Source organism: Geothrix oryzae (assembly GCF_030295385.1).
Taxonomy (GTDB): domain Bacteria; phylum Acidobacteriota; class Holophagae; order Holophagales; family Holophagaceae; genus Geothrix; species Geothrix oryzae.
Window position 1 is genome coordinate 626566 of record NZ_AP027079.1, and the last position, 17107, is coordinate 643672.

A 17107-nucleotide genomic window follows, 5' to 3' on the forward strand; every position below is an offset into this window, starting at 1 on the left:
CCAGGCGTCGTCCGAAGGGAAGCCTCAGGGGAGGAGCACCAGGGCGCCCCGCGTCGCCCGGGATTCGAGCAGAGCGTGGGCTCGGCCGGCCTCCCGCAGGGGAAGCGTGCCGTGGATGTGGGCCCGGATGATCCCCTGCGCCTGCGCGGCGAACACCTCCGCCGCGGCAGCGCGGAGAGCGGCGGGATCGGCGATGTGGTGGAAGATGCTGGGCCGCTGGAGGGCGAGGGAGCCGCGCTTTGCCAGCTCGGCGGGATCCACCATGGGCAGGGGGCCGCTGCTCCGGCCGAAGGAGGCCAGGAGCCCGAAGGGGGCCAGGCTGCCCAGGGAGGCGTCGAAGGTGTCGCATCCGATCGAATCGAACACGGTGCCCACGCCGCGGCCGCCCGTGATCCGGCGGACCTCGGTGGGCACCTGGTCATAGGCGGCGCCCCGGGGCACGACGAGGACGGCTTCAGCACCTTCGGCCCGAACTGCCGTGGCCTTCTCCTCGCTGCCCACCACGCCGATGACCCTGCCGCCTTCGCGGGCCAGCCACCGGGTCAGCATGAGCCCCACGCCCCCCGCCGCGGCGTGGACCAGGACCCAGGGCCCGGCCCCGGCTCGCCACACCCGCCGGACCAGCATGTGCGCCGTCAGGCCCTTGAAGAGGAGGGCGGCCGCCACCTCGTCGGACAGGCCCGCGGGCAGCGGCACCAGGCGGTCGGCGGGGTGGTTTCGCGCCTCTGAGTAGGCGCCCGTGGGCCCGTTCACATAGGCGACCCGTTGGCCCACCGCCAGACCCGTCACACCGGGCCCCAGGGCTTCCACGACCCCGGCGGCTTCGAAGCCCGGCACTGCCGGCAGGGGCACGGGGTAGGCCCCGCTGCGGTGGTAGATGTCGATGTAGTTCACGCCGATGGCCGTGTGGCGCAAGCGGACCTCGCCTGGCCCGGGGGCGGGGAGGTCCGCCTGCACCCACTGGAGGACCTCGGGGCCGCCGGGCGCGGTGAACTGGATGCGATGGCTCATGGGGCCTCCTATTGTTCGATTGTCATCAAACAATAGATAGGTATATCCATCGGGGGGCTCGGGTCAATAAAAATAGTTTGAATACAATCAAAATATTTGATTGATGAATCCCGAAACCGGGCATCCTGGATCCATGCGGAACCTCCATCATCCTGAGCGCGAACAACTCGATCTCCCCGCGGTGCTCTACGCGCTGAGCGATCCCACGCGCCTGGAGATCGTGCGAAAGCTGGCCGGAGAGGGGGAGCGGGCCTGCGGGACCTTCGGCCTGCCTGCCACCAAGGCCACGCTGAGCCACCACTTCAAGGTCCTGCGGGAGGCCGGGCTCATCCAGACCCGGGTGGAGGGCGTCCATCGCTACAACAGCCTGCGGAAGCCGGATCTGGACGCCCGCTTCCCGGGTCTGCTGAAGGCGATCCTCAAGGCCACCGCCCCCCGTTGAGGCGGAGCTTCGAGCCGCCAGGGCGATAGACTGGCTGAATGGCCGAACCCTTCCGCACCGTCACGCCTGCAGGCACCGAGATCCTGATCGAGCCCCTTCCCCATGTGCGGAGCTGCGCCGTGGGCTTCTGGGTGCGGCGGGGCTCCCGTCACGAGGCGGCCTCCGAGGAGGGCCTGGCCCACTTCCTCGAGCACACGGTCTTCAAGGGCACGGCGGCCTATCCCACGCCCGACGAGCTGGCCGCCGCCACCGACCGCCTGGGCGGCCATGTGGACGCCTTCACGGGAAAGGAAGTGGCCTGCTTCTACGGCAAGGTGCTGTCGGACCAGCTGCCGGAGCTGATCCACCTGCTGGGCGAGCTGGTGACCGCACCCCGCTTCGATGCCGAGGAACTGGTCCGCGAGCGCAGCGTCATCCTCGAAGAAATCGCGCAAAGCGAGGACCAGCCGGACGACTGGGTGAGCGAACTGTTCTACGGCGGCTTCTGGGAAGGCACGCCCCTGGCCCATCCCATCCTGGGCAGCCGGGAGCAGGTGTCGGGGTACGGCCCGGCGGAAGCCAGGGCCTTCTTCGACCACACCTACCGGGCGCCGAACCTGGTGGTGGCTGCCGCGGGCGCCCTCGAGGTGCAGCCCTTCCTCGCATTGCTGAAGCCCATCCTCGATCGCCTGCCCAAGGGCACGGACCACGCGCCCGGCGCCCTCGCGCGCACCCGCCCCTTCCTGCTGAATGTGCCGCGGAAGGATCTCCAGCAGGCCAACCTCGTCATGGGCTTCCCCGCGCCGGACCACCACTCGCCGGATCGCGCGGCAGCCCATCTGCTGAGCCATGTGCTGGGCGGCGGCATGGCCTCGCGGCTCTTCATGGAGCTGCGGGAGCGCCGGGGCCTCTGCTACCAGGTGGGGAGCTACCTCAGCCCCTACGCCGACACGGGCGCCCTGCAGATCACCGCCAGCTGCGCCCCCGCCCAGCTGCGGGAGCTGGTGCAGCGAACCATGGCCGAATGCGCGCGGGTCCGCGACCGGGGCGTGGAGGCCGACGAATTGGAGCGCGCCAAGCTCCAGGCCCGCACCAGCCTCGTGTTCAGCCAGGAAAGCAGCAGCAGCCGCATGTTCAGCCTGGCCCACCAGGCCGTCCACCACGGCGAGCTGCGCAGCCTCGATCAGCAGATGGCGGAGATCGAGGCCGTCACCCCGGCGGATCTTCTCAGGGTGGCGCAGGCCCTGCTCGACCCCGCCCAGCTCGGCCTCAGCGCTCTCGGCACTCGCCGCGGCTGCGACATCCGGCCTCAGGACCTGGTGGCCTGAGCTACAGCGCCCCCGCGAGGCGGCGCACGGCCTCCTCCAGCTCCCCTTCGTCCAGCGCCGAGAACCCGAGGCGCAGGTTGGGCAGCGGCCGGCCCTGGAAGTCGAAGGCGCGGCCCGTGATGAGGGCCACGCCCGCCCGCCGCGCCCGGGCCGTCCAGGCCTCTGCGTCGATCGCCGGATCCACGCGCAGCCAAAGGCACATGCCCCCGGCCGGGAGGTCGAAGGTCACGGCCCCGTCCAGGTGCCGGCGCAGGGCTCCGGCCAGGACCTCTCGCCGGGCCTGGTAGATCCGCCGCATCTTCCGCGCATGCCGCTGGATCAGCCCGTCCTCCAGGAGCTCCGCCGCCGCCCGCTGGAGCACCTGGTCCCCCTGGCCGTCGGCGGCCTCGCGCCGGGCGGCCAGGAGCTCCACCAGGGCGCGGGGCCCCGCCACGAAGCCCAGGCGGAGCCCGGGGGCGAGGATCTTCGACAGGGTCCCCAGGTAGATCACGACGCCGCCCGGATCCTCGCACGCCAGCGGGAGCACGGGGCGACCCTCGAAGTGGAACTCGTTGTCGTAGTCGTCCTCCAGGACGGCGATCCGATGGCGCGCGGCCAGGTCCAGGAGGCGCATGCGGCGGGCGGCGCCCATGGTCACGGTGGTGGGGAACTGGTGGTGGGGGGTCAGGTAGACCGCGCGGATGGGTCCCTCGGCCAGCCGCGCCGCCAGGGCCTCCACCCGGAGGCCCGCCTCGTCCACCGGCACTGGCACGAGTTCCGCTCCTGCGGCCCGCAAGGTGGCCCAGGTGGCGGGATAGCCCGGGTCTTCCACGGCCACCCGGTCGCCGGGCCGGATCAGGGTCCGCGCCACCAGGTCCAGGGCGCCCTGGCTGCCGCCCGTGATCATCAGGCGGCCTTCGTCCACGGCCAGGCCGCGCATCTCGGAGAGGAGCCGGGCCAGGGCGGCGCGCAGCCGCGGCTCTCCGCGCGCATCCCCGTACCCGAGCAGCTCCCGGCTGCCGAGGGCGCGGCGGTAGGCCCGGGCCAGGAGGTCCGTGGGCACGAGGCGCAGGTCTGGCAATCCGCCGCCAAAGGCCAGGAGGCCCGGTTCCCGCAGGCTCTTCCGCGGGCGCGGCGCCGGCAGGTCGTAGCCTGCCCGGCCCATCGCCTCGGTCCGCGGACCGGCGGGGGTCTGTGGCAGATCCCGGGCGATCCGGGTGGTGCGCTGCTCGGCCACGGTCCAGCCCTCGGCCTCCAGCTCGCGGTAGGCGGCCAGCACGGTGTTGCGGTGGACGCCCAGCGTATCGGCGAGGGTGCGCGAGCCGGGCAGAGGGTCTCCCGGGCGCAGGCGCCCGCGCCGGATGTCCGCCCGGATGGCCTGGGCGATCTGCTGGAAGACCGGTTCCCGCGAGGGACCGGCATGGAGAGCGACGGGAAAGGTCCAGGGACGCATGGTCTAGTTGTAATGATAAAAATGGATCTTTTCAATGTGCCATGTCACCCGATCCTGGAGATGGCCACCCCGGCCCCGGAGGCTCCATGCGCACCTCGAAACCCCATCCCGACCTCGCCCCCAAGGGCTACCAGGGCCTGCTCCAGGTCGTCCGGCATGTCAGCGCCTCGGGGCTGGAGCACGGCCTGCTTCACCTCCTCGAAGTGCGGGCCTCCCAGATGAACGGCTGCGCCTTCTGCATGGACATGCACGCCACGGCGGCACTGGAGGGCGGCGAGTCCGAGCGTCGCCTGAACCTCCTGGCCGCCTGGCGCGAGGCGCCCCTGTTTTCCCCCCGCGAGCGTGCGGCCCTGGCCTGGACCGAGGCGCTGACGGACCTGGGCCGGCACGGAGCCGACGATGCCCTTTACACGGCCACCCGCGAGCACTTCACCGAGCAGGAGATGGTGGACCTGACCTACGCCATCGCCCTCATCAACGCCTGGAACCGCTTGGGCGTGGGTCTTCAGCCCGACCTCCCCGGGGTATCCGCATGAGCGCCGCCCTCACCTACAGCCTGGATCGGCGGCCGGAGGCGGAGGCGATCCGGGCCCTGTACGCCGCCGCGCCCCTGCGCCGTCCCATCCACGATCCCGAGCGCATCCGCCGCATGTTCGACGGCTCCAATGTCGTGATCTCGGCCTGGGACGGGGAGCGTCTCGTGGGTCTGCTGCGCGGCTGGACGGACTTCGTCTACGACGGGTACATCTGCGACCTCGCGGTCCACCCCGCCCACCAGAAGGCGGGTGTGGGGCGCCGCCTGCTGGAGCTGGCTCAGGGGCTCGACGAGGGCATCCAGTGGGTCCTCCAGGCCGCGCCCCTTGCCCGGGACTACTACGCCCGGGTGGGCTGGCAGAAGATCGAGAACGGCTGGAAGATGGACCGCGCAGGCTGGAGGCCCGGGCCCTACGAGGCCTACCAGGCGGAGCACGCGGACCTGGCGGCGAAGGCATGAGGGAGCCGTCACGCCCGGTCCTGGCGCGGTGGGCCCTGCGCTACGCCCGCCTGGCCCTGGGGGCGGCCTTCCTCTCCGGCATCGCCTCCCGCTTCGGCCTCTGGGGCCCGGGCCGGGGTTACGGATCCTTCGCGAACTTCCTGAAGTACACGGCCCAGGTGAACAGCTTCATGCCCGCATCGACCATCCCCTTCCTCGCCTGGGCGGCCACGGCCGCCGAGCTGCTCCTGGGTCTGGCCCTGCTGCTGCCGCTCCGCGGCGGTGCCGCCCGGGCGGTGGCGCTGGGCAGCGCCGCGCTCCTGGCGGTCTTCGGCCTCGCCATGGCCCTGTCCTTCGGCCTGAAGGAACCGCTCGACTATTCGGTCTTCTCGGCCTCCTCGGCGGCCCTGCTCCTGGCCCTGCACCCTTCTCCGGATTCCTGAGGCCCCATGAACGACCTGTCCCTCTACCTCGCGTCCGTGCTGATCTGGGGGTCCACCTGGATCGCCATCACCTTCCAGTACGGACGGGTGGCCCCTGAAGTCTCCGTGGTCTACCGCTTCGGCCTCGCCTCACTCCTGCTGGCGGCCTGGTGCTTCCTGCGGGGGCTGAAGCTTCGATTCACGCGGCGCGAACACGGCTGGCTGGCCCTCCAGGGCGCCCTGATGTTCGGAATCAACTATGTCTGCGTGTACCTTGCGGAGCAGCGGATCCCTTCTGGCCTCATGGCGGTGGTCTTCTCCCTGCTGGCCATCCTCAACCTCTTGGGCGCGCGGCTCTTCTTCGGAACCCCCTTGGCCGGAAAGGCTCTCGGGGGCGTGGCCCTCGGCGTGGCGGGCGTGGGGATCGTCTGCCTGCCCGGGGCGGGATCGACCTTCGGCACGGCGTCCCTCCGCGCGGGGCTGGCCCTGGCGCTGGGCGGGACCGTGGCCGCCAGCCTCAGCAACCTGGTTTCTCAGCGCAATCAACGGCACGGCATCCCGGTGATGCAGGGCAACGCGGTGAGCATGGCCTACGGCGCGACCTTCGTGGCCCTCTATTGCGCGCTCTCGGGCCGACCGTTCACCTTCGACTCGTCTCTCCACTACCTGGGTTCCCTGGCCTTCCTGTCCGTGTTCGGGTCGATCCTGGCCTTCGGCGCCTACCTCACGCTCGTGGGCCGCATCGGGGCGGGGCGGGCGGGCTACGCGATGGTGGCCATCCCCGTGGTGGCCCTGGCCCTCTCCACGGCCATGGAAGGCCTCCGATGGCACTGGGGCCTGGCCCTGGGCGCGGGCCTCTGCCTGGCGGGTAATGCCCTGGTGTTGCCCCGACCGCCCCAACCCAAGGAGGCCCCTGTCTGAACTCTGGGGCTGTGCCCCGACGAGGCTAATGGGGCGGCATCTGGGTTCCCCAGTAGCAATCGCGGAACAGGGGACTGAAATCCTTCCTGCCGGCCATAGTAGCGACCTGCTCGACGGAGGCGGTGGTCACGGTCTTCCAGCGGAAGTTGGCGATGATGGACTTCATGAAGATCGCGAAGGCCTTGTCGCCCATCTCCTTGTGCATGGCGGCGAGAATGAGCGCGCCCTTCTCGTAGAGGAGGGAAGTGCGCGCCATGAAGGAGCCTCGGGGGTCGTCGAGCCAACGGAGTCGGTTGGCGAAGGGGATGGTGCCCGATCCCGCGTAGGCCGAGGCCTGGTTCCGCCAGCGGCTCAGCAGGCCTTCGTAGGCGCTCGTCCCCTGGTTCTTCATGCTGCGCATGGCCAGGGCCGAGGCATAGTTCGCAAAGGATTCGGTGATCCACTGCTCTTCGGAGGAGGGCATCTTCACGAGGTGGCCCCAGTACTGGTGAGCGATCTCGTGGGCGAAGCGCTGGTTGATGCCCTTCGTGAAGAAGCTGCTGATGGTGTCCATTTTCGAGTCGAAGGCTTCGTTGGTGATGATCATCATTCCGGGAGGGGCCTGGCCGTAGCCGAGGGAATTGACCTGGATGATGTCGAACTCCGGGAAGGGGAAGGCTTCGAACAGATCCTCGTAGAAGCCGATGGTCTGCCGGGCGATGTCGATGAGCCGCTTCTGCATGCTGCCGCCCTTGTTGCCGTAGGTGGCCACGCGGATGGTGAGGCCGTCCTTGGTGTCTTCGACGAGGCTGTAGGCCCCTGCGAACATGGAGAAGAACTGCACAGGCTTGTCGATGCGGACTTCGAGAAGGTTCCCGGCCTCGCTCTGGATGCGCCGCAGGGTCCGTCCGGGAGCGACCGGCACATCGTCCTTGGGCGTCTGGATCAGGGCGTGGACCGTGTAGGCCTGTCCCTCCATGTCCGGTTGCGGGAACCAGGGCTCGACGCCGAGTTCCCAGTAGTTGTCGCCGCCGGGGCGGAGCAGGATCGGACCGCCGTATTCGAAGGTCAGGGTGAAGGGCTGTCCCGCTGGGTGGGGGTGATCGAGCTGGACGAGGAGGGTGTCGTTCCGGTGATGGAAGGCGAGGCTGCGGCCCTCGGCGTCGAGCACCCGGGAGACCTTGTAGATCCCCCGCTTGTAGGCCCGGTCCACGAGGTCGTAGAGGTTCAGCGACAGGACGGCCAGGCCTTCATCCCCGGCGGCCAGGGTCTCGGTGACCTTCAGATCGGCTCCGCCCTTCCCAGCCTTCATGTCGATGTCGACGGCCGTGAGGTTGAGCAGCGGCGCCAGCGGCGCCTTCCAGGTCCAGCCGATGGGCTGCTCGGACAACAGGATCCGCCGCAGACCATCGTAAATGGCGGGCCGATAAGGATCCGCGGTGGCCCAGAGCCACTCGCGCTGTGCGCCGCCCTGATCGAGGATGTAGATGAAGGGGCTGTCCGCTCCGGTGATCTCGGCCCGCACCAGGGTGGCCTTCGGGGTGTTGGCCAAGTGGATGGCGAAGTCCTGGCCGCGGTCGCCCAGTCCCTCCCGCTGGAAGTAGGTCCAATCGGCGGCGAACGAATCCCGGGGTACCTCTGCGGCGCTCCCTGCGGGAAAGGCGAGGTTCAGGCCGGCCTGCCAGAGGGTGAAGCTTCGGATCTCCTCCGTCAGGACCTGCTGTCCGTTCACTTCGCTGAGGATGGCCTTGGAGGCGTGCTTCTCGAGGTTGTGCTTGTGGTTGGAGGCGAACACGCTGCGCTCCAGGGGCTCTTCGGAGCGGTAGCGGAAGGAACCCTTTCCCTTGAAGTGGAAACCGAGGGTCCGCCCCTGGGACACCAGGGGCACCACGGTGCCGGAGGCCATGTTGAAGGTCATGCGGCCCACGGGAAGCTCCCAGTTCTTCACCGCCAGGCTTTCTCCGAGCGTGGGCTGGGCGGTGTAGAGGGACACCCGGCGGCCCAGGTCCGAGGGGATCGGGGCATCGGTGGCGATCGCGGCCGTGGACAGGCCGGCCAGGCACAGGGACAGCGCGAGGCGCAGGGAGGGCAGGATGCGCATGAATCACTCCGGATCGGGGTGGGCTGAAGGCGGGTGACTCAGCTTACCGGATTCAAGGGCGTCGCTAGGCCGCGTTCCAGGAAGCGGCCACCGGAGTCCGGGGGTGGAATGCCGCTAGAATGAACAGGGGCTTCGGCCCCCTTTTTCGTAAGGACCGGTGTCCTCCCCCATGACCGATCACCACGCCATGCCCTGGGACCGTCCCGCCCCCGAGCGGGAGGGGCTGCCTTCGGCCTGGTCGCTGTTTCCGGAGGAGCTGGCGGCGATCGGCTGTCCGGGCAGCGCCCTCGAGACCTTCCGGCGCCTGCACAGGCCCTGGACCTGGAAGGGCGGTGCGCCGGACCTGGGTTCGGGCATCCGCCGCTGGCTGGAGGGCGTGGCGGACCTGCGCCTGCCACGCCTCGCCGAGCGCCAGCCGTCGTCCGACGGATCGACCAAGCTGGCCCTGGAGCTGGCGGATGGCCGGCGCATCGAAGCCGTCCACATGCCCCGCCGGGTGCGGAACCCCCGCGTGACCTACTGCATCTCCAGCCAGGTGGGCTGCGCCATGGGCTGCACCTTCTGCGCCACGGGCAGCATGGGGATCCTGCGCAACCTGCAACCCGGCGAGATCCTGGGCCAGGTGCTGGCCTTGATGGCGGACCTGGGACCCGACCGGGGCCACGAGCTGACGCTGGTCTTCATGGGCATGGGCGAACCGCTCCACAACCTGGATCACCTGCACCGCGCCATTCGCCTCATGTGCCACCCGGCGGGCCTGGGCCTGGGGAAGAACCGCATCACCGTGAGCACCTCGGGCCTGGTGAGCGGCATCGAGAAGCTCTCCAAGCTGGAGCCCCGCCCCCTCCTGGCCCTCAGCCTCAACGCCACCACGGACGAGGCGAGAAGCCGCACCATGCCCGTGAACCGCGTGTGGAACCTGGCCCGGTTGCGGCGCGCCCTGGACGACTGGGCCCCCCGGCGCGGCGAGAAGTTCTGCTTCGAGTATGTGCTGCTGGCAGGGGAGAACGACACCGAGGCGGACGCCCAGCGCCTGGCGGACTGGCTGGGGGACCTGCGCAGAGGCCACAACCTGAACCTCATCCCCATGAACGAGCACGCCGCCAGCGCCTTCCGCGAGCCCGGCGAGGACCGCGTGCAGCAGTTCTCGGAATGGCTGAAGGCGCGCGGTTGCTTCGTCACCGTCCGCCGCAGCCGCGGCCGCGATGTGCAGGGCGCCTGTGGGCAGCTGGTGAAGGAAAGCTGAAGGCTGACGGCAGAACAGAACGACTGCAGATTGGCCACATAAGGCACAAAGAACACAAGGTGGACATGCAAGGGCTGCCCTCTGGAGTGGCCATTCCAGGTGCCCGGTGCTCTTTGAGCCCCTTGTGTTCTTTGTGGCTTCGAATCTTTTTCTCTTTGCCTCTGTCTATCTTTGCGGTGAATCATTTCTGAATGCGCATCCCGGTCCACCAGCTCCCCCATGGCCTCGGCCTCGACCTGCCTGCCGCCGCCACGGCCCATGCGGCGGGCATGGACCTGCGGGCGGCGACGCCCGCGGGCGAAACCTGGACGATCGCGCCGGGCCAGCGGCGGCTCGTGCCCACGGGGCTGGTGCTCGCCATTCCCCAGGGCTTTGAAGGGCAGGTGCGGCCCCGGTCGGGGCTGGCCCTGCGCCACGGCCTCACGGTGCTGAACGCCCCCGGCACCATCGACGCCGACTACCGCGGCGAAGTGCAGGTGCTGCTCATCAACCATGGGGAGGCGGCCTTCGACCTGCGTCGGGGCGAGCGCATCGCGCAGTTCCTGGTGGCGCCCGTCGAGAGCTGGGCCTGGGTCCCCGAGCCCAGCGTCGAAGCCCTGGGCGACACCGAACGGGGCGACGGCGGGTACGGCAGCACCGGGCGCTGAAGGGTTTTTCCTGGAATGGCGGTTGGAACAGCTATAGGATCGGTCTCCCACCCGGAGGCCCCATGCGCGCAGCCGCCCTTGCCCTGTCCCTCACCGCCCTTCCCGTGTTCGCAGGCCAGCCGCTCACCTATGCGGATGGCGCCACGAAGCTGGCCGGATATCTCTCGAAGCCGGCGACCACCCAGGGCAAGGTTCCCGGCGTGGTGGTGATCCACCAGTGGATGGGCCTGACGGACCATGAGCGGAAGGTCTCCGACGATCTGGCGAAGCTGGGCTATGTGGCCCTGGCCGCGGACATCTACGGCGAGGGTGTGCGGCCCGCGGACACGGCCGCGGCCGGCAAGCTGGCGGGCCAGTACAAGGGCGACCGGGCCCTCTACCGCCGCCGCATCGCCGCGGCGCTCGAAACGCTGAAGGCGCAGAAGGGCGTGGACGCCGGCCGCCTGGCGGTCATCGGCTTCTGCTTCGGGGGCACGGGAGCGCTGGAGGCGGCACGGGGCGGCCTGCCCGTGAAGGGCGTGGTCTCCTTCCACGGAGGGCTGGATGTGCCTGCGGGCTTCGCGCCCGGGCCCGTCAGCGCGAAGGTGCTGGTCTGCCACGGGGCGGACGATCCCTTCGTGCCCGCGAAGGATGTGGCGGCCTTCCAGGAGGAGATGCGGCAGTCCAAGGCCGACTATGTCTTCGTGGCCTATGCCGGGGCCGTCCATGCCTTCACTCAGAAGGAGGCGGGCGGCGACAACAGCAAGGGCGCCGCCTACAACGAAGCCGCCCACCGCCGCAGCTGGCAGCACATGAAGGACTTCTTCAAGGAGATCTTCTAGCGGTACAGAGCTGCGCCCCGCGGTCGCGGGGCGCAGCCGGGAAAATCAGTTGGCGCGGTTGGGGTAGGCGGGCTTGCGGGTGGCGGGGGGCTGCTTCTTGAGGGCGGCCTCCACTTCCTGGATGGCCCGGTCCAGCTGGGGATCCCTGCCCTGGGCCAGCAGCGCGGGATCGTCCATCACCTCGATGTCGGGGTCCACGCCGTAGCCCTCGACGACCCACTGGCCCTCCTTGGAGTAGATCCCGAAGGTGGGCACGGTCACATTGCCGCCGTCGATGAGTGCGGGGGTGCCGCTGATGCCGATGAGTCCGCCCCAGGTGCGGCGGCCGATCAGGGGACCAAGGCCGGCCTTCTTGAAGTAGTGGGGGAAGAGGTCGCCGCCGGAGCCGCTCCAGCCGTTGATGAGCATGGCCATGGACCCGTCGTGGGCCACAGCGGGCCACTGCCAGTCCTTGCCGTCGCGTACGCCCCAGTAGTTGATGGTCCTGCGCCCCAGCATCTCGATGAAGCGGTCGGGGATCTGGCCGCCGCTGTTGAAGCGCTCGTCGATGATCAGGCCGGCCTTGTCCCACTGGCCGCGGAACTGGCGGACCAGGTCCGTCTGGCCGCCGATGCCCGTGTCGGGGACATAGACATAGCCGATGCGGCCGTTGGAGGCCTTCTCGACGAAGGTCCGCTTCGCTTCGACCCAGGCGGCGTAGCGAAGGGCGTAGTCGCTGGCGAGGGTCTCCACGAGCACTTCGTGGGCGCCGTCCGCGGTGGGCTTCTCGTTGACGGTGAGGAGCACGGTCTTGCCGGCCAGGCCCTGGAACGCGGCCCAGGGGTCCTTGCGGACATCGAGGGGGATGCGGTTCACGGCCAGGAGGTAGTCGCCCTCCTTCACCTTGAGGCCGGGCTGGGCCAGGGGTGCGCGGGCCTGGGCGTCCCATGCCGCGCCCCGGAGGATCGTCTTGATGCGGAAGGCGCCGTTCTCCAGCGCGAAGTCCGCGCCGAGCAGGCCCACGCCGAGGCGGGCGGGCATCTCCTGATCGCCGCCGCCGCGGTAGGCGTGGGAGGCGTTCAGCTCGCCGATCAGCTCGCCGATGACGAAGTTCACATCCTCGCGGGTCACGCAGTCCTTGAGCAGCTTGCCGTAGCGGGTCCGCATGGCCTTCCAGTCCACGCCGTGCATGCCGGGGTCGTAGAACATGTCGCGCTCGAGCCGCCAGGCGTCGTTGTAGATCTGCTGCCACTCGGCCTGGGGATCGACCGTCATCCTGAGGTCGGTGGTGGGGAGCTTCTTCTCGAACTTCTGATCGGGCTTGAGGTCCAGCAGGGCGTATTCCTGCTTGCGGTTCACGAGCACCTTCTTGCCGTCGCCGCTGAGGACGGCGCCGTCCACATCGGCCAGGACGGCCTTCTCCTCGCGCTCCTCGAGGTCGTAGGTGTACAGGGTGGTCTTGGTCTCGCCCATGGGGTTCATCTGTGCGGCGCGCCGGTAGACCAGCTTGCCCTTCACCGCGGCGACATCGGAGTAGTAGCCGGCCGGGGGCGGCAGCAGCACCATGCGGCCCTCCATCCCCTCGAGGTCGATCTCGACGGGCTTGGGGGCTTCTTTCTTGTCCGCGTCCTTCTTGTCGGCACCGCCCTCCTTCTTGTCGTCCTTCTTCTCCTCCTTGGCGGCGTCGGCATCATTGCGGGCGGCCAGGGGGGAGGGGACATCCCGGCGCAGCGGGATGGCGGCGAGCCGAGTGATGGCGGCATAGACCCAGGTATTGTCGAGATCGCTGTAGGTGGGGCTGAACTGCTGGCCCGAGGTGAGGAAGAGGTAGTTGCCCTCCGGGTCGAAGGCGGCGTCGCCGGCGTTGAAGAAGGGCGAGGTCACCTCGTGGCGCTTGCCCGTCTTGGTGTCGTAGAGCGCCATCACGCTGTTGCGGTTCCCGGTGTCGCGGGGATAGGCGAACCATCGGCTGTCGGGGGACCAGGTGGCGCGGAAGTCGTCCAGGGGCCCCTCGAACATGAAGAGGCCCTTGTCCACCTGCTGCACCTTGCCCGTGTCGAGGTCGCAGAGGTTGATGCGCATGGCCTGGTCGGCGAACACCACGCGCTTGCCGTCGGGGGACCAGGTGATGCGGTAGCGGAAGCCGGGGCCCATGTGGGTGACCTGCCGCTCGGCGCCGGACCCGTCCGCGGGACGCACGCACAGCTCGTATTCGCCGCTGCGGTCGCTGAAGTAGGCCACCTGCTTGCCGTCCGGGGACAGGGCGGGGTGGCGCTCCGCCGCACCGGGGGTGCGGGTGAGGTTGATGACATAGCCCTTTTCCGCGGGCACGGAGAAGATCTCGCCCCGGGCCTCGAAGACCGCGCGCTTGCCCTGGGGGGAGAGGGCGGGGTTCTTGATGAGGCGGCTGGCGTTCTCCTCCCGGGGCTTCAGGGTGGCGCCGTCGGTCACCACCTCGACCTTCACTTCCACGAGCTTCTCGGAGGGCAGTTCGACGCGGTGAAGGCGGCCGCCGGCCTCGAGCACGATGTCGGAGGGGCCGATGGCGGGGAAGTGGGCGTCGTAGTCCTTGAAGAAGGTGATCTGCTTGAAGGCCTTGCTCGCGAGATCGTAGGACCAGATGTTTGCGCGCTTCGTGCCGTCGCGATCCGATAGGAAATAGAGCTTCCCGCCATGCCACATGGGCTGCGAGTCATTGGAGCCGCCGACGCTGGGCAGGCGGCTGGCGGTCTTCTTTTCCAGGTCGTAGAACCAGATCTCCGAGGCCATGCCACCGCGGTAGCGCTTCCAGGTGCGGAAGTCCGTGGAGACGGGCTGGTAGGCGAGCACCTTGCCATCCGGGGACAGGGCGCCGAACTCGGCGTAGGGCAGGGGCAGGGCCTGGGGCAGGCCACCGTCCTTGCCGACCGTGAAGAGCTTGTTGAAGCGGTCCTTGCCGGACTCCATGCCCGAGGCGAAGAGCAGGGACTTGCCGTCGGGGGTCCAGTCCACCATCCGGTCGCCCATGGGGTGGTGGGTGATGCGGGTGGGGATGCCGCCGGCCACCGGGAGGGTGTAGAGGTCGGGGTTGCCATCGTAGAACCCGGTGAAGGCCAGCGTCTTCCCGTCCGGGGAGAAGCGGGCGAAGGACTCCTCGCCCTTGGGGGTGGACAGCCGTTGGGCCACGCCGCCGGTTTTGGCCACCAGCCAGAGGTCGTTGGCGTAGGTGAAGACGATCTGGGTGGCCGAGACATCGGGATAGCGCATCAGCCGGGCATCGACCTGCGCGCTGGCGCTGACGGAGGCGGCCACGACGATGGCGGTGGAGAAGAAGGGGAGAAGACGCATGCGACGCTCCGGGCTCGTGAGGGGTCCAGGCAGCTTACGCGGAAAGGATTCGAATCGTTGAGTCAGGTCATGTGCTTGTAAACGACAACACTTCTGTCAAAAATGATCTAGATGGCATCTATGCTCTTCGAAAGCGCCTCCATGGATACGCTCTTCACCGTCTGGCATCTTGATGAACGCAGCAACCTGAACTGGCGCCTGGGAGAACCGGTGCCCCACTGCCATGCCTTCCACCAGGTCTTCTTCGTCACGGAGGGGACCGGCACCCACTGGGTGGACGGTGAGGAGACCCGGATCCACGGTCCCTGGGTGATGCTGGTGCCCAAGGGGAAGAAGCACCTCTACCTGCCGGATGCTCAGGACGAGGGGTGGATGTTCGATTTCGACGAGGAGTTCCTGGACGCGGATGCCTCGTGGCTGTTCTCGGATTTCCTCGCCTCGCCGAACCTTCCGTTGCCCAAGGATGAGCTCTTCCAGCAGGCCTCCACCCTGGCGCGGCTCCTGTGGGATCTCGGCAAACTCAAGGCCGACGAGTCGCGTCCGGTGCTGCGCCATCTGCTCTCGGCCTTCCTCCACCTGCTCCAGGGGCGGATCCGCGAACAGGCCGCACACAAGCAGGCCCACCGCAGTTCCGACTTCAAGCTCTTCCAGGCTTTCCTGCGGCAGCTGGACGAAAGCTTCGCCGCGGAGAAGGAGGTGGAGTTCTACGCGAGGAAGCTGCGCTGCACCACGCGCCGCCTGAGTTCCGCCTGCCGCCTCATTCTCGGCAAGACTCCGCAGATCCTCATCCTCGAGCGCGCCATGCTGGAGGCGAAGCGGCTGCTGCTGCACTCCGACCTGAGCATCCAGCAGATCGCCGCCGAACTGGGCTGCGAGGACCAGTCGAACTTCACGAAGGCCTTCCGGAAGGCCTCGGGTGAAACCCCTTCCCAGTTCCGGAAGTCGCGAGTCCTGATCCAGCCTGCGTCGGGAGCGAGGAACTGAACCACGGGAGGGTGCCGTCAGGGCATCTCGGGTTCCTCGGGTACGGGATTTACCAAAAATTGGTCGCCGGGTACCAGGAGGAAAAGGCGTTCCGGAGCTAATCTCTGGCCATGCCGTGGGCATTGAGAACCCATGGGTAGTCATTAACTCAAAACTATCTAAATGTTGCTGTTAAGCAACCGGACGGAGGTCTGTCGTGACATCGAAAACCCTTCTTTTCACCCTGGTTGGAGCGTGCGCGCTGCCGCTGGGTCTCTCGGCGCAGGCGAGCGATGTGCAGATCTACGGCACCTTCCTGCCGTTTCTGGACCATGTGAAGACCAGCGGAGCAACCGCGCCGGGTCTGTCTCCCGCCAACGGCGGCGCCACCCAGGTGGCGGCTTCGGCCTACACCGGCGACCTGGGCAACCTGCCGGGTCGGAACCGCATGACCTCGGGCACCTCGAACCTGGGCTTCAAGGGCAGCTACAAGGTGAACGAGGATCTGAAGATCATCTGGCAGATCGAGAGCGCCGTCAGCCCCGACGGGGATGCGCCCAACAGCCTTACCAGCCGCAACAGCGCTCTGGGCCTGGAAGGCAGCTGGGGCCGGGTGTTCTACGGGAACTGGGACACGCCCTACAAATATCCCCTGCTGTTCGTGGGCGCGCTGCGGGGCCTGAACCCCTTCGACAACGCGCTGACGGCCAACCCTGGTTTCAATGTCCCCGGGACCACCACCCAGAACGGTCGGGCGAACACCGCGGCAGATGCCGCCTTCAACCGCCGCCAGGGGAACAGCATCCAGTACTGGAGCCCCGTGGTGAACGGGTTCTCGGCGCGGGTGGCCTACTCGGTGAACGAGGGCAAGACCACGGCCACGGCGACGGCACCTTCGGCCAGCCCGGATCTCTGGTCGGCGCTGCTGAGCTACAAGGCCGGGGCCTTCAACATCAGCTATGGATTCGAGCAGCACAACGACTACTTCGGCCTGGCCCAGCTGGGTGGATCGGCCGGCGCGACGGCCACGAACACCGGTTCCAAGGATGTGGGCCACGAGCTGGTGGCGAGCTACGCCTTCAGCACGGGCACGCGGGTGTCGGCCATCGTGGAGCGGTTGAGCTACGACACGGACGACGCGGTGGTGGGGAAGGTGAACCACTACGAGCGCGACGCCTGGTACCTGCTGCTGCAGCAGCGCTGGGGCGCCCATCAGGTGTTCGGGGCCTACGGCAAGGCCAACGCGGGCAGCGCCACGCTGGTGGGCGGCGGTCCCGCGACGACGAACGGGCTGGGCGGTGCCCAGTGGAGCGCGGGGTACACCTACAGCCTGACGAAGTCGGCGGATCTCTACACTTCGGTCTACGGGATGACCAACGAGCGGTCCGCCACCTACGCGCTGTTCCCGCCCGTGGGCAAGGTCGCCCCCGGTGCCTCCACCACGGGCTTCGGCCTGGGCATCCTCTACACCTTCTGACGGGACGCCGGGCGCGGGGGGACCCATCAGGCGAGGGCACCCGCGCCCCGCTTCCACGA

General features: G+C 68.6%; 15 protein-coding genes. 11 read left to right on the forward strand and 4 right to left on the reverse strand.

What is annotated here, in order from left to right; all coding sequences use genetic code 11:
* Positions 1-24: 24 nt before the first annotated feature.
* The gene (locus QUD34_RS02850) at positions 25-1011 is read right to left on the reverse strand and encodes a quinone oxidoreductase family protein (RefSeq protein ID WP_286355084.1); all 987 of its coding nucleotides are present in this window, start codon (positions 1009-1011) and stop codon (positions 25-27) included.
* Between the two features lie 133 nt (positions 1012-1144).
* Here QUD34_RS02850 and QUD34_RS02855 point away from each other — a divergent pair, with 133 nt between their 5' ends.
* A complete protein-coding gene (locus tag QUD34_RS02855; protein ID WP_286355085.1) occupies positions 1145-1453 on the forward strand; it encodes an ArsR/SmtB family transcription factor in 309 nt (102 codons plus the stop codon).
* Between the two features lie 38 nt (positions 1454-1491).
* Complete coding sequence (locus QUD34_RS02860) at positions 1492-2760, forward strand: M16 family metallopeptidase (protein ID WP_286355086.1); 1269 nt, start codon at positions 1492-1494, stop codon at positions 2758-2760.
* 1 nt (position 2761) lies between these two features.
* Here QUD34_RS02860 and pdxR read toward each other — a convergent pair whose 3' ends face one another.
* Positions 2762-4192, reverse strand: coding sequence for a MocR-like pyridoxine biosynthesis transcription factor PdxR (gene pdxR / locus QUD34_RS02865; RefSeq protein ID WP_286355087.1), 1431 nt, complete (start codon positions 4190-4192; stop codon positions 2762-2764).
* Positions 4193-4278: 86 nt separating this feature from the next.
* Here pdxR and QUD34_RS02870 point away from each other — a divergent pair, with 86 nt between their 5' ends.
* Genes QUD34_RS02870 through QUD34_RS02885 form a run of 4 tightly spaced genes read left to right on the forward strand, consistent with a single transcriptional unit; the run spans position 4279 to position 6508 of the window.
* Complete coding sequence (locus QUD34_RS02870; protein WP_286355088.1) at positions 4279-4728, forward strand: carboxymuconolactone decarboxylase family protein; 450 nt, start codon at positions 4279-4281, stop codon at positions 4726-4728.
* Positions 4725-5186: a GNAT family N-acetyltransferase gene (locus QUD34_RS02875; protein WP_286355089.1), complete on the forward strand. Its 462-nt coding sequence runs from the start codon at positions 4725-4727 to the stop codon at positions 5184-5186. The genes QUD34_RS02870 and QUD34_RS02875 overlap by 4 nt, the downstream gene beginning before the upstream one ends.
* The gene (locus tag QUD34_RS02880) at positions 5183-5608 is read left to right on the forward strand and encodes a hypothetical protein (protein ID WP_286355090.1); all 426 of its coding nucleotides are present in this window, start codon (positions 5183-5185) and stop codon (positions 5606-5608) included. Before QUD34_RS02875 ends, QUD34_RS02880 begins: the two co-directional genes overlap by 4 nt.
* A 6-nt stretch (positions 5609-5614) precedes the next feature.
* Positions 5615-6508, forward strand: a complete 894-nt coding sequence (locus QUD34_RS02885) for a DMT family transporter (protein ID WP_286355091.1) — start codon at positions 5615-5617, stop codon at positions 6506-6508.
* Positions 6509-6533: 25 nt separating this feature from the next.
* Here the strand turns inward: QUD34_RS02885 and QUD34_RS02890 are convergent, their stop codons facing one another.
* Positions 6534-8588: a M1 family metallopeptidase gene (locus QUD34_RS02890; RefSeq protein ID WP_286355092.1), complete on the reverse strand. Its 2055-nt coding sequence runs from the start codon at positions 8586-8588 to the stop codon at positions 6534-6536.
* Between the two features lie 169 nt (positions 8589-8757).
* Between QUD34_RS02890 and rlmN the strand changes: the two genes are divergently transcribed.
* The 3 genes from rlmN (at position 8758) to QUD34_RS02905 (ending at position 11302) form a co-directional block, all read left to right on the forward strand.
* Positions 8758-9834, forward strand: a complete 1077-nt coding sequence (gene rlmN / locus QUD34_RS02895) for a 23S rRNA (adenine(2503)-C(2))-methyltransferase RlmN (RefSeq protein ID WP_286355093.1) — start codon at positions 8758-8760, stop codon at positions 9832-9834.
* 191 nt (positions 9835-10025) lie between these two features.
* Positions 10026-10481, forward strand: a complete 456-nt coding sequence (dut, locus tag QUD34_RS02900) for a dUTP diphosphatase (protein WP_286355094.1) — start codon at positions 10026-10028, stop codon at positions 10479-10481.
* A gap of 62 nt (positions 10482-10543) precedes the next feature.
* On the forward strand, positions 10544-11302 hold the full coding sequence (locus QUD34_RS02905; RefSeq protein ID WP_286355095.1) for a dienelactone hydrolase family protein: 759 nt from the start codon (positions 10544-10546) through the stop codon (positions 11300-11302).
* Between the two features lie 45 nt (positions 11303-11347).
* Here the strand turns inward: QUD34_RS02905 and QUD34_RS02910 are convergent, their stop codons facing one another.
* Positions 11348-14608, reverse strand: a complete 3261-nt coding sequence (locus tag QUD34_RS02910; protein ID WP_286355096.1) for a S41 family peptidase — start codon at positions 14606-14608, stop codon at positions 11348-11350.
* A 120-nt stretch (positions 14609-14728) separates the two neighbouring features.
* Between QUD34_RS02910 and QUD34_RS02915 the strand changes: the two genes are divergently transcribed.
* Together QUD34_RS02915 and QUD34_RS02920 are read left to right on the forward strand one after the other, a co-directional pair.
* The gene (locus QUD34_RS02915; protein WP_286355097.1) at positions 14729-15592 is read left to right on the forward strand and encodes a helix-turn-helix transcriptional regulator; all 864 of its coding nucleotides are present in this window, start codon (positions 14729-14731) and stop codon (positions 15590-15592) included.
* A gap of 196 nt (positions 15593-15788) precedes the next feature.
* Positions 15789-17048, forward strand: a complete 1260-nt coding sequence (locus QUD34_RS02920) for a porin (protein ID WP_286355098.1) — start codon at positions 15789-15791, stop codon at positions 17046-17048.
* Positions 17049-17107 lie beyond the last annotated feature (59 nt).

What these genes read in the sequence shown, in the direction of transcription:
- QUD34_RS02915 (WP_286355097.1), top strand. Translation starts at nt 14,729, where the DNA reads ATGCTCTTCGAAAGCGCCTCCATGGATACGCTCTTCACCGTCTGGCAT.
- QUD34_RS02880 (WP_286355090.1), top strand. Translation starts at nt 5,183, where the DNA reads ATGAGGGAGCCGTCACGCCCGGTCCTGGCGCGGTGGGCCCTGCGCTAC.
- QUD34_RS02860 (WP_286355086.1), top strand. Translation starts at nt 1,492, where the DNA reads ATGGCCGAACCCTTCCGCACCGTCACGCCTGCAGGCACCGAGATCCTG.
- dut (WP_286355094.1), top strand. Translation starts at nt 10,026, where the DNA reads ATGCGCATCCCGGTCCACCAGCTCCCCCATGGCCTCGGCCTCGACCTG.
- QUD34_RS02875 (WP_286355089.1), top strand. Translation starts at nt 4,725, where the DNA reads ATGAGCGCCGCCCTCACCTACAGCCTGGATCGGCGGCCGGAGGCGGAG.
- QUD34_RS02905 (WP_286355095.1), top strand. Translation starts at nt 10,544, where the DNA reads ATGCGCGCAGCCGCCCTTGCCCTGTCCCTCACCGCCCTTCCCGTGTTC.
- QUD34_RS02850 (WP_286355084.1), bottom strand. Translation starts at nt 1,011, where the DNA reads ATGAGCCATCGCATCCAGTTCACCGCGCCCGGCGGCCCCGAGGTCCTC.
- QUD34_RS02910 (WP_286355096.1), bottom strand. Translation starts at nt 14,608, where the DNA reads ATGCGTCTTCTCCCCTTCTTCTCCACCGCCATCGTCGTGGCCGCCTCC.
- rlmN (WP_286355093.1), top strand. Translation starts at nt 8,758, where the DNA reads ATGACCGATCACCACGCCATGCCCTGGGACCGTCCCGCCCCCGAGCGG.
- QUD34_RS02885 (WP_286355091.1), top strand. Translation starts at nt 5,615, where the DNA reads ATGAACGACCTGTCCCTCTACCTCGCGTCCGTGCTGATCTGGGGGTCC.
- QUD34_RS02890 (WP_286355092.1), bottom strand. Translation starts at nt 8,588, where the DNA reads ATGCGCATCCTGCCCTCCCTGCGCCTCGCGCTGTCCCTGTGCCTGGCC.
- QUD34_RS02855 (WP_286355085.1), top strand. Translation starts at nt 1,145, where the DNA reads ATGCGGAACCTCCATCATCCTGAGCGCGAACAACTCGATCTCCCCGCG.
- QUD34_RS02870 (WP_286355088.1), top strand. Translation starts at nt 4,279, where the DNA reads ATGCGCACCTCGAAACCCCATCCCGACCTCGCCCCCAAGGGCTACCAG.
- pdxR (WP_286355087.1), bottom strand. Translation starts at nt 4,192, where the DNA reads ATGCGTCCCTGGACCTTTCCCGTCGCTCTCCATGCCGGTCCCTCGCGG.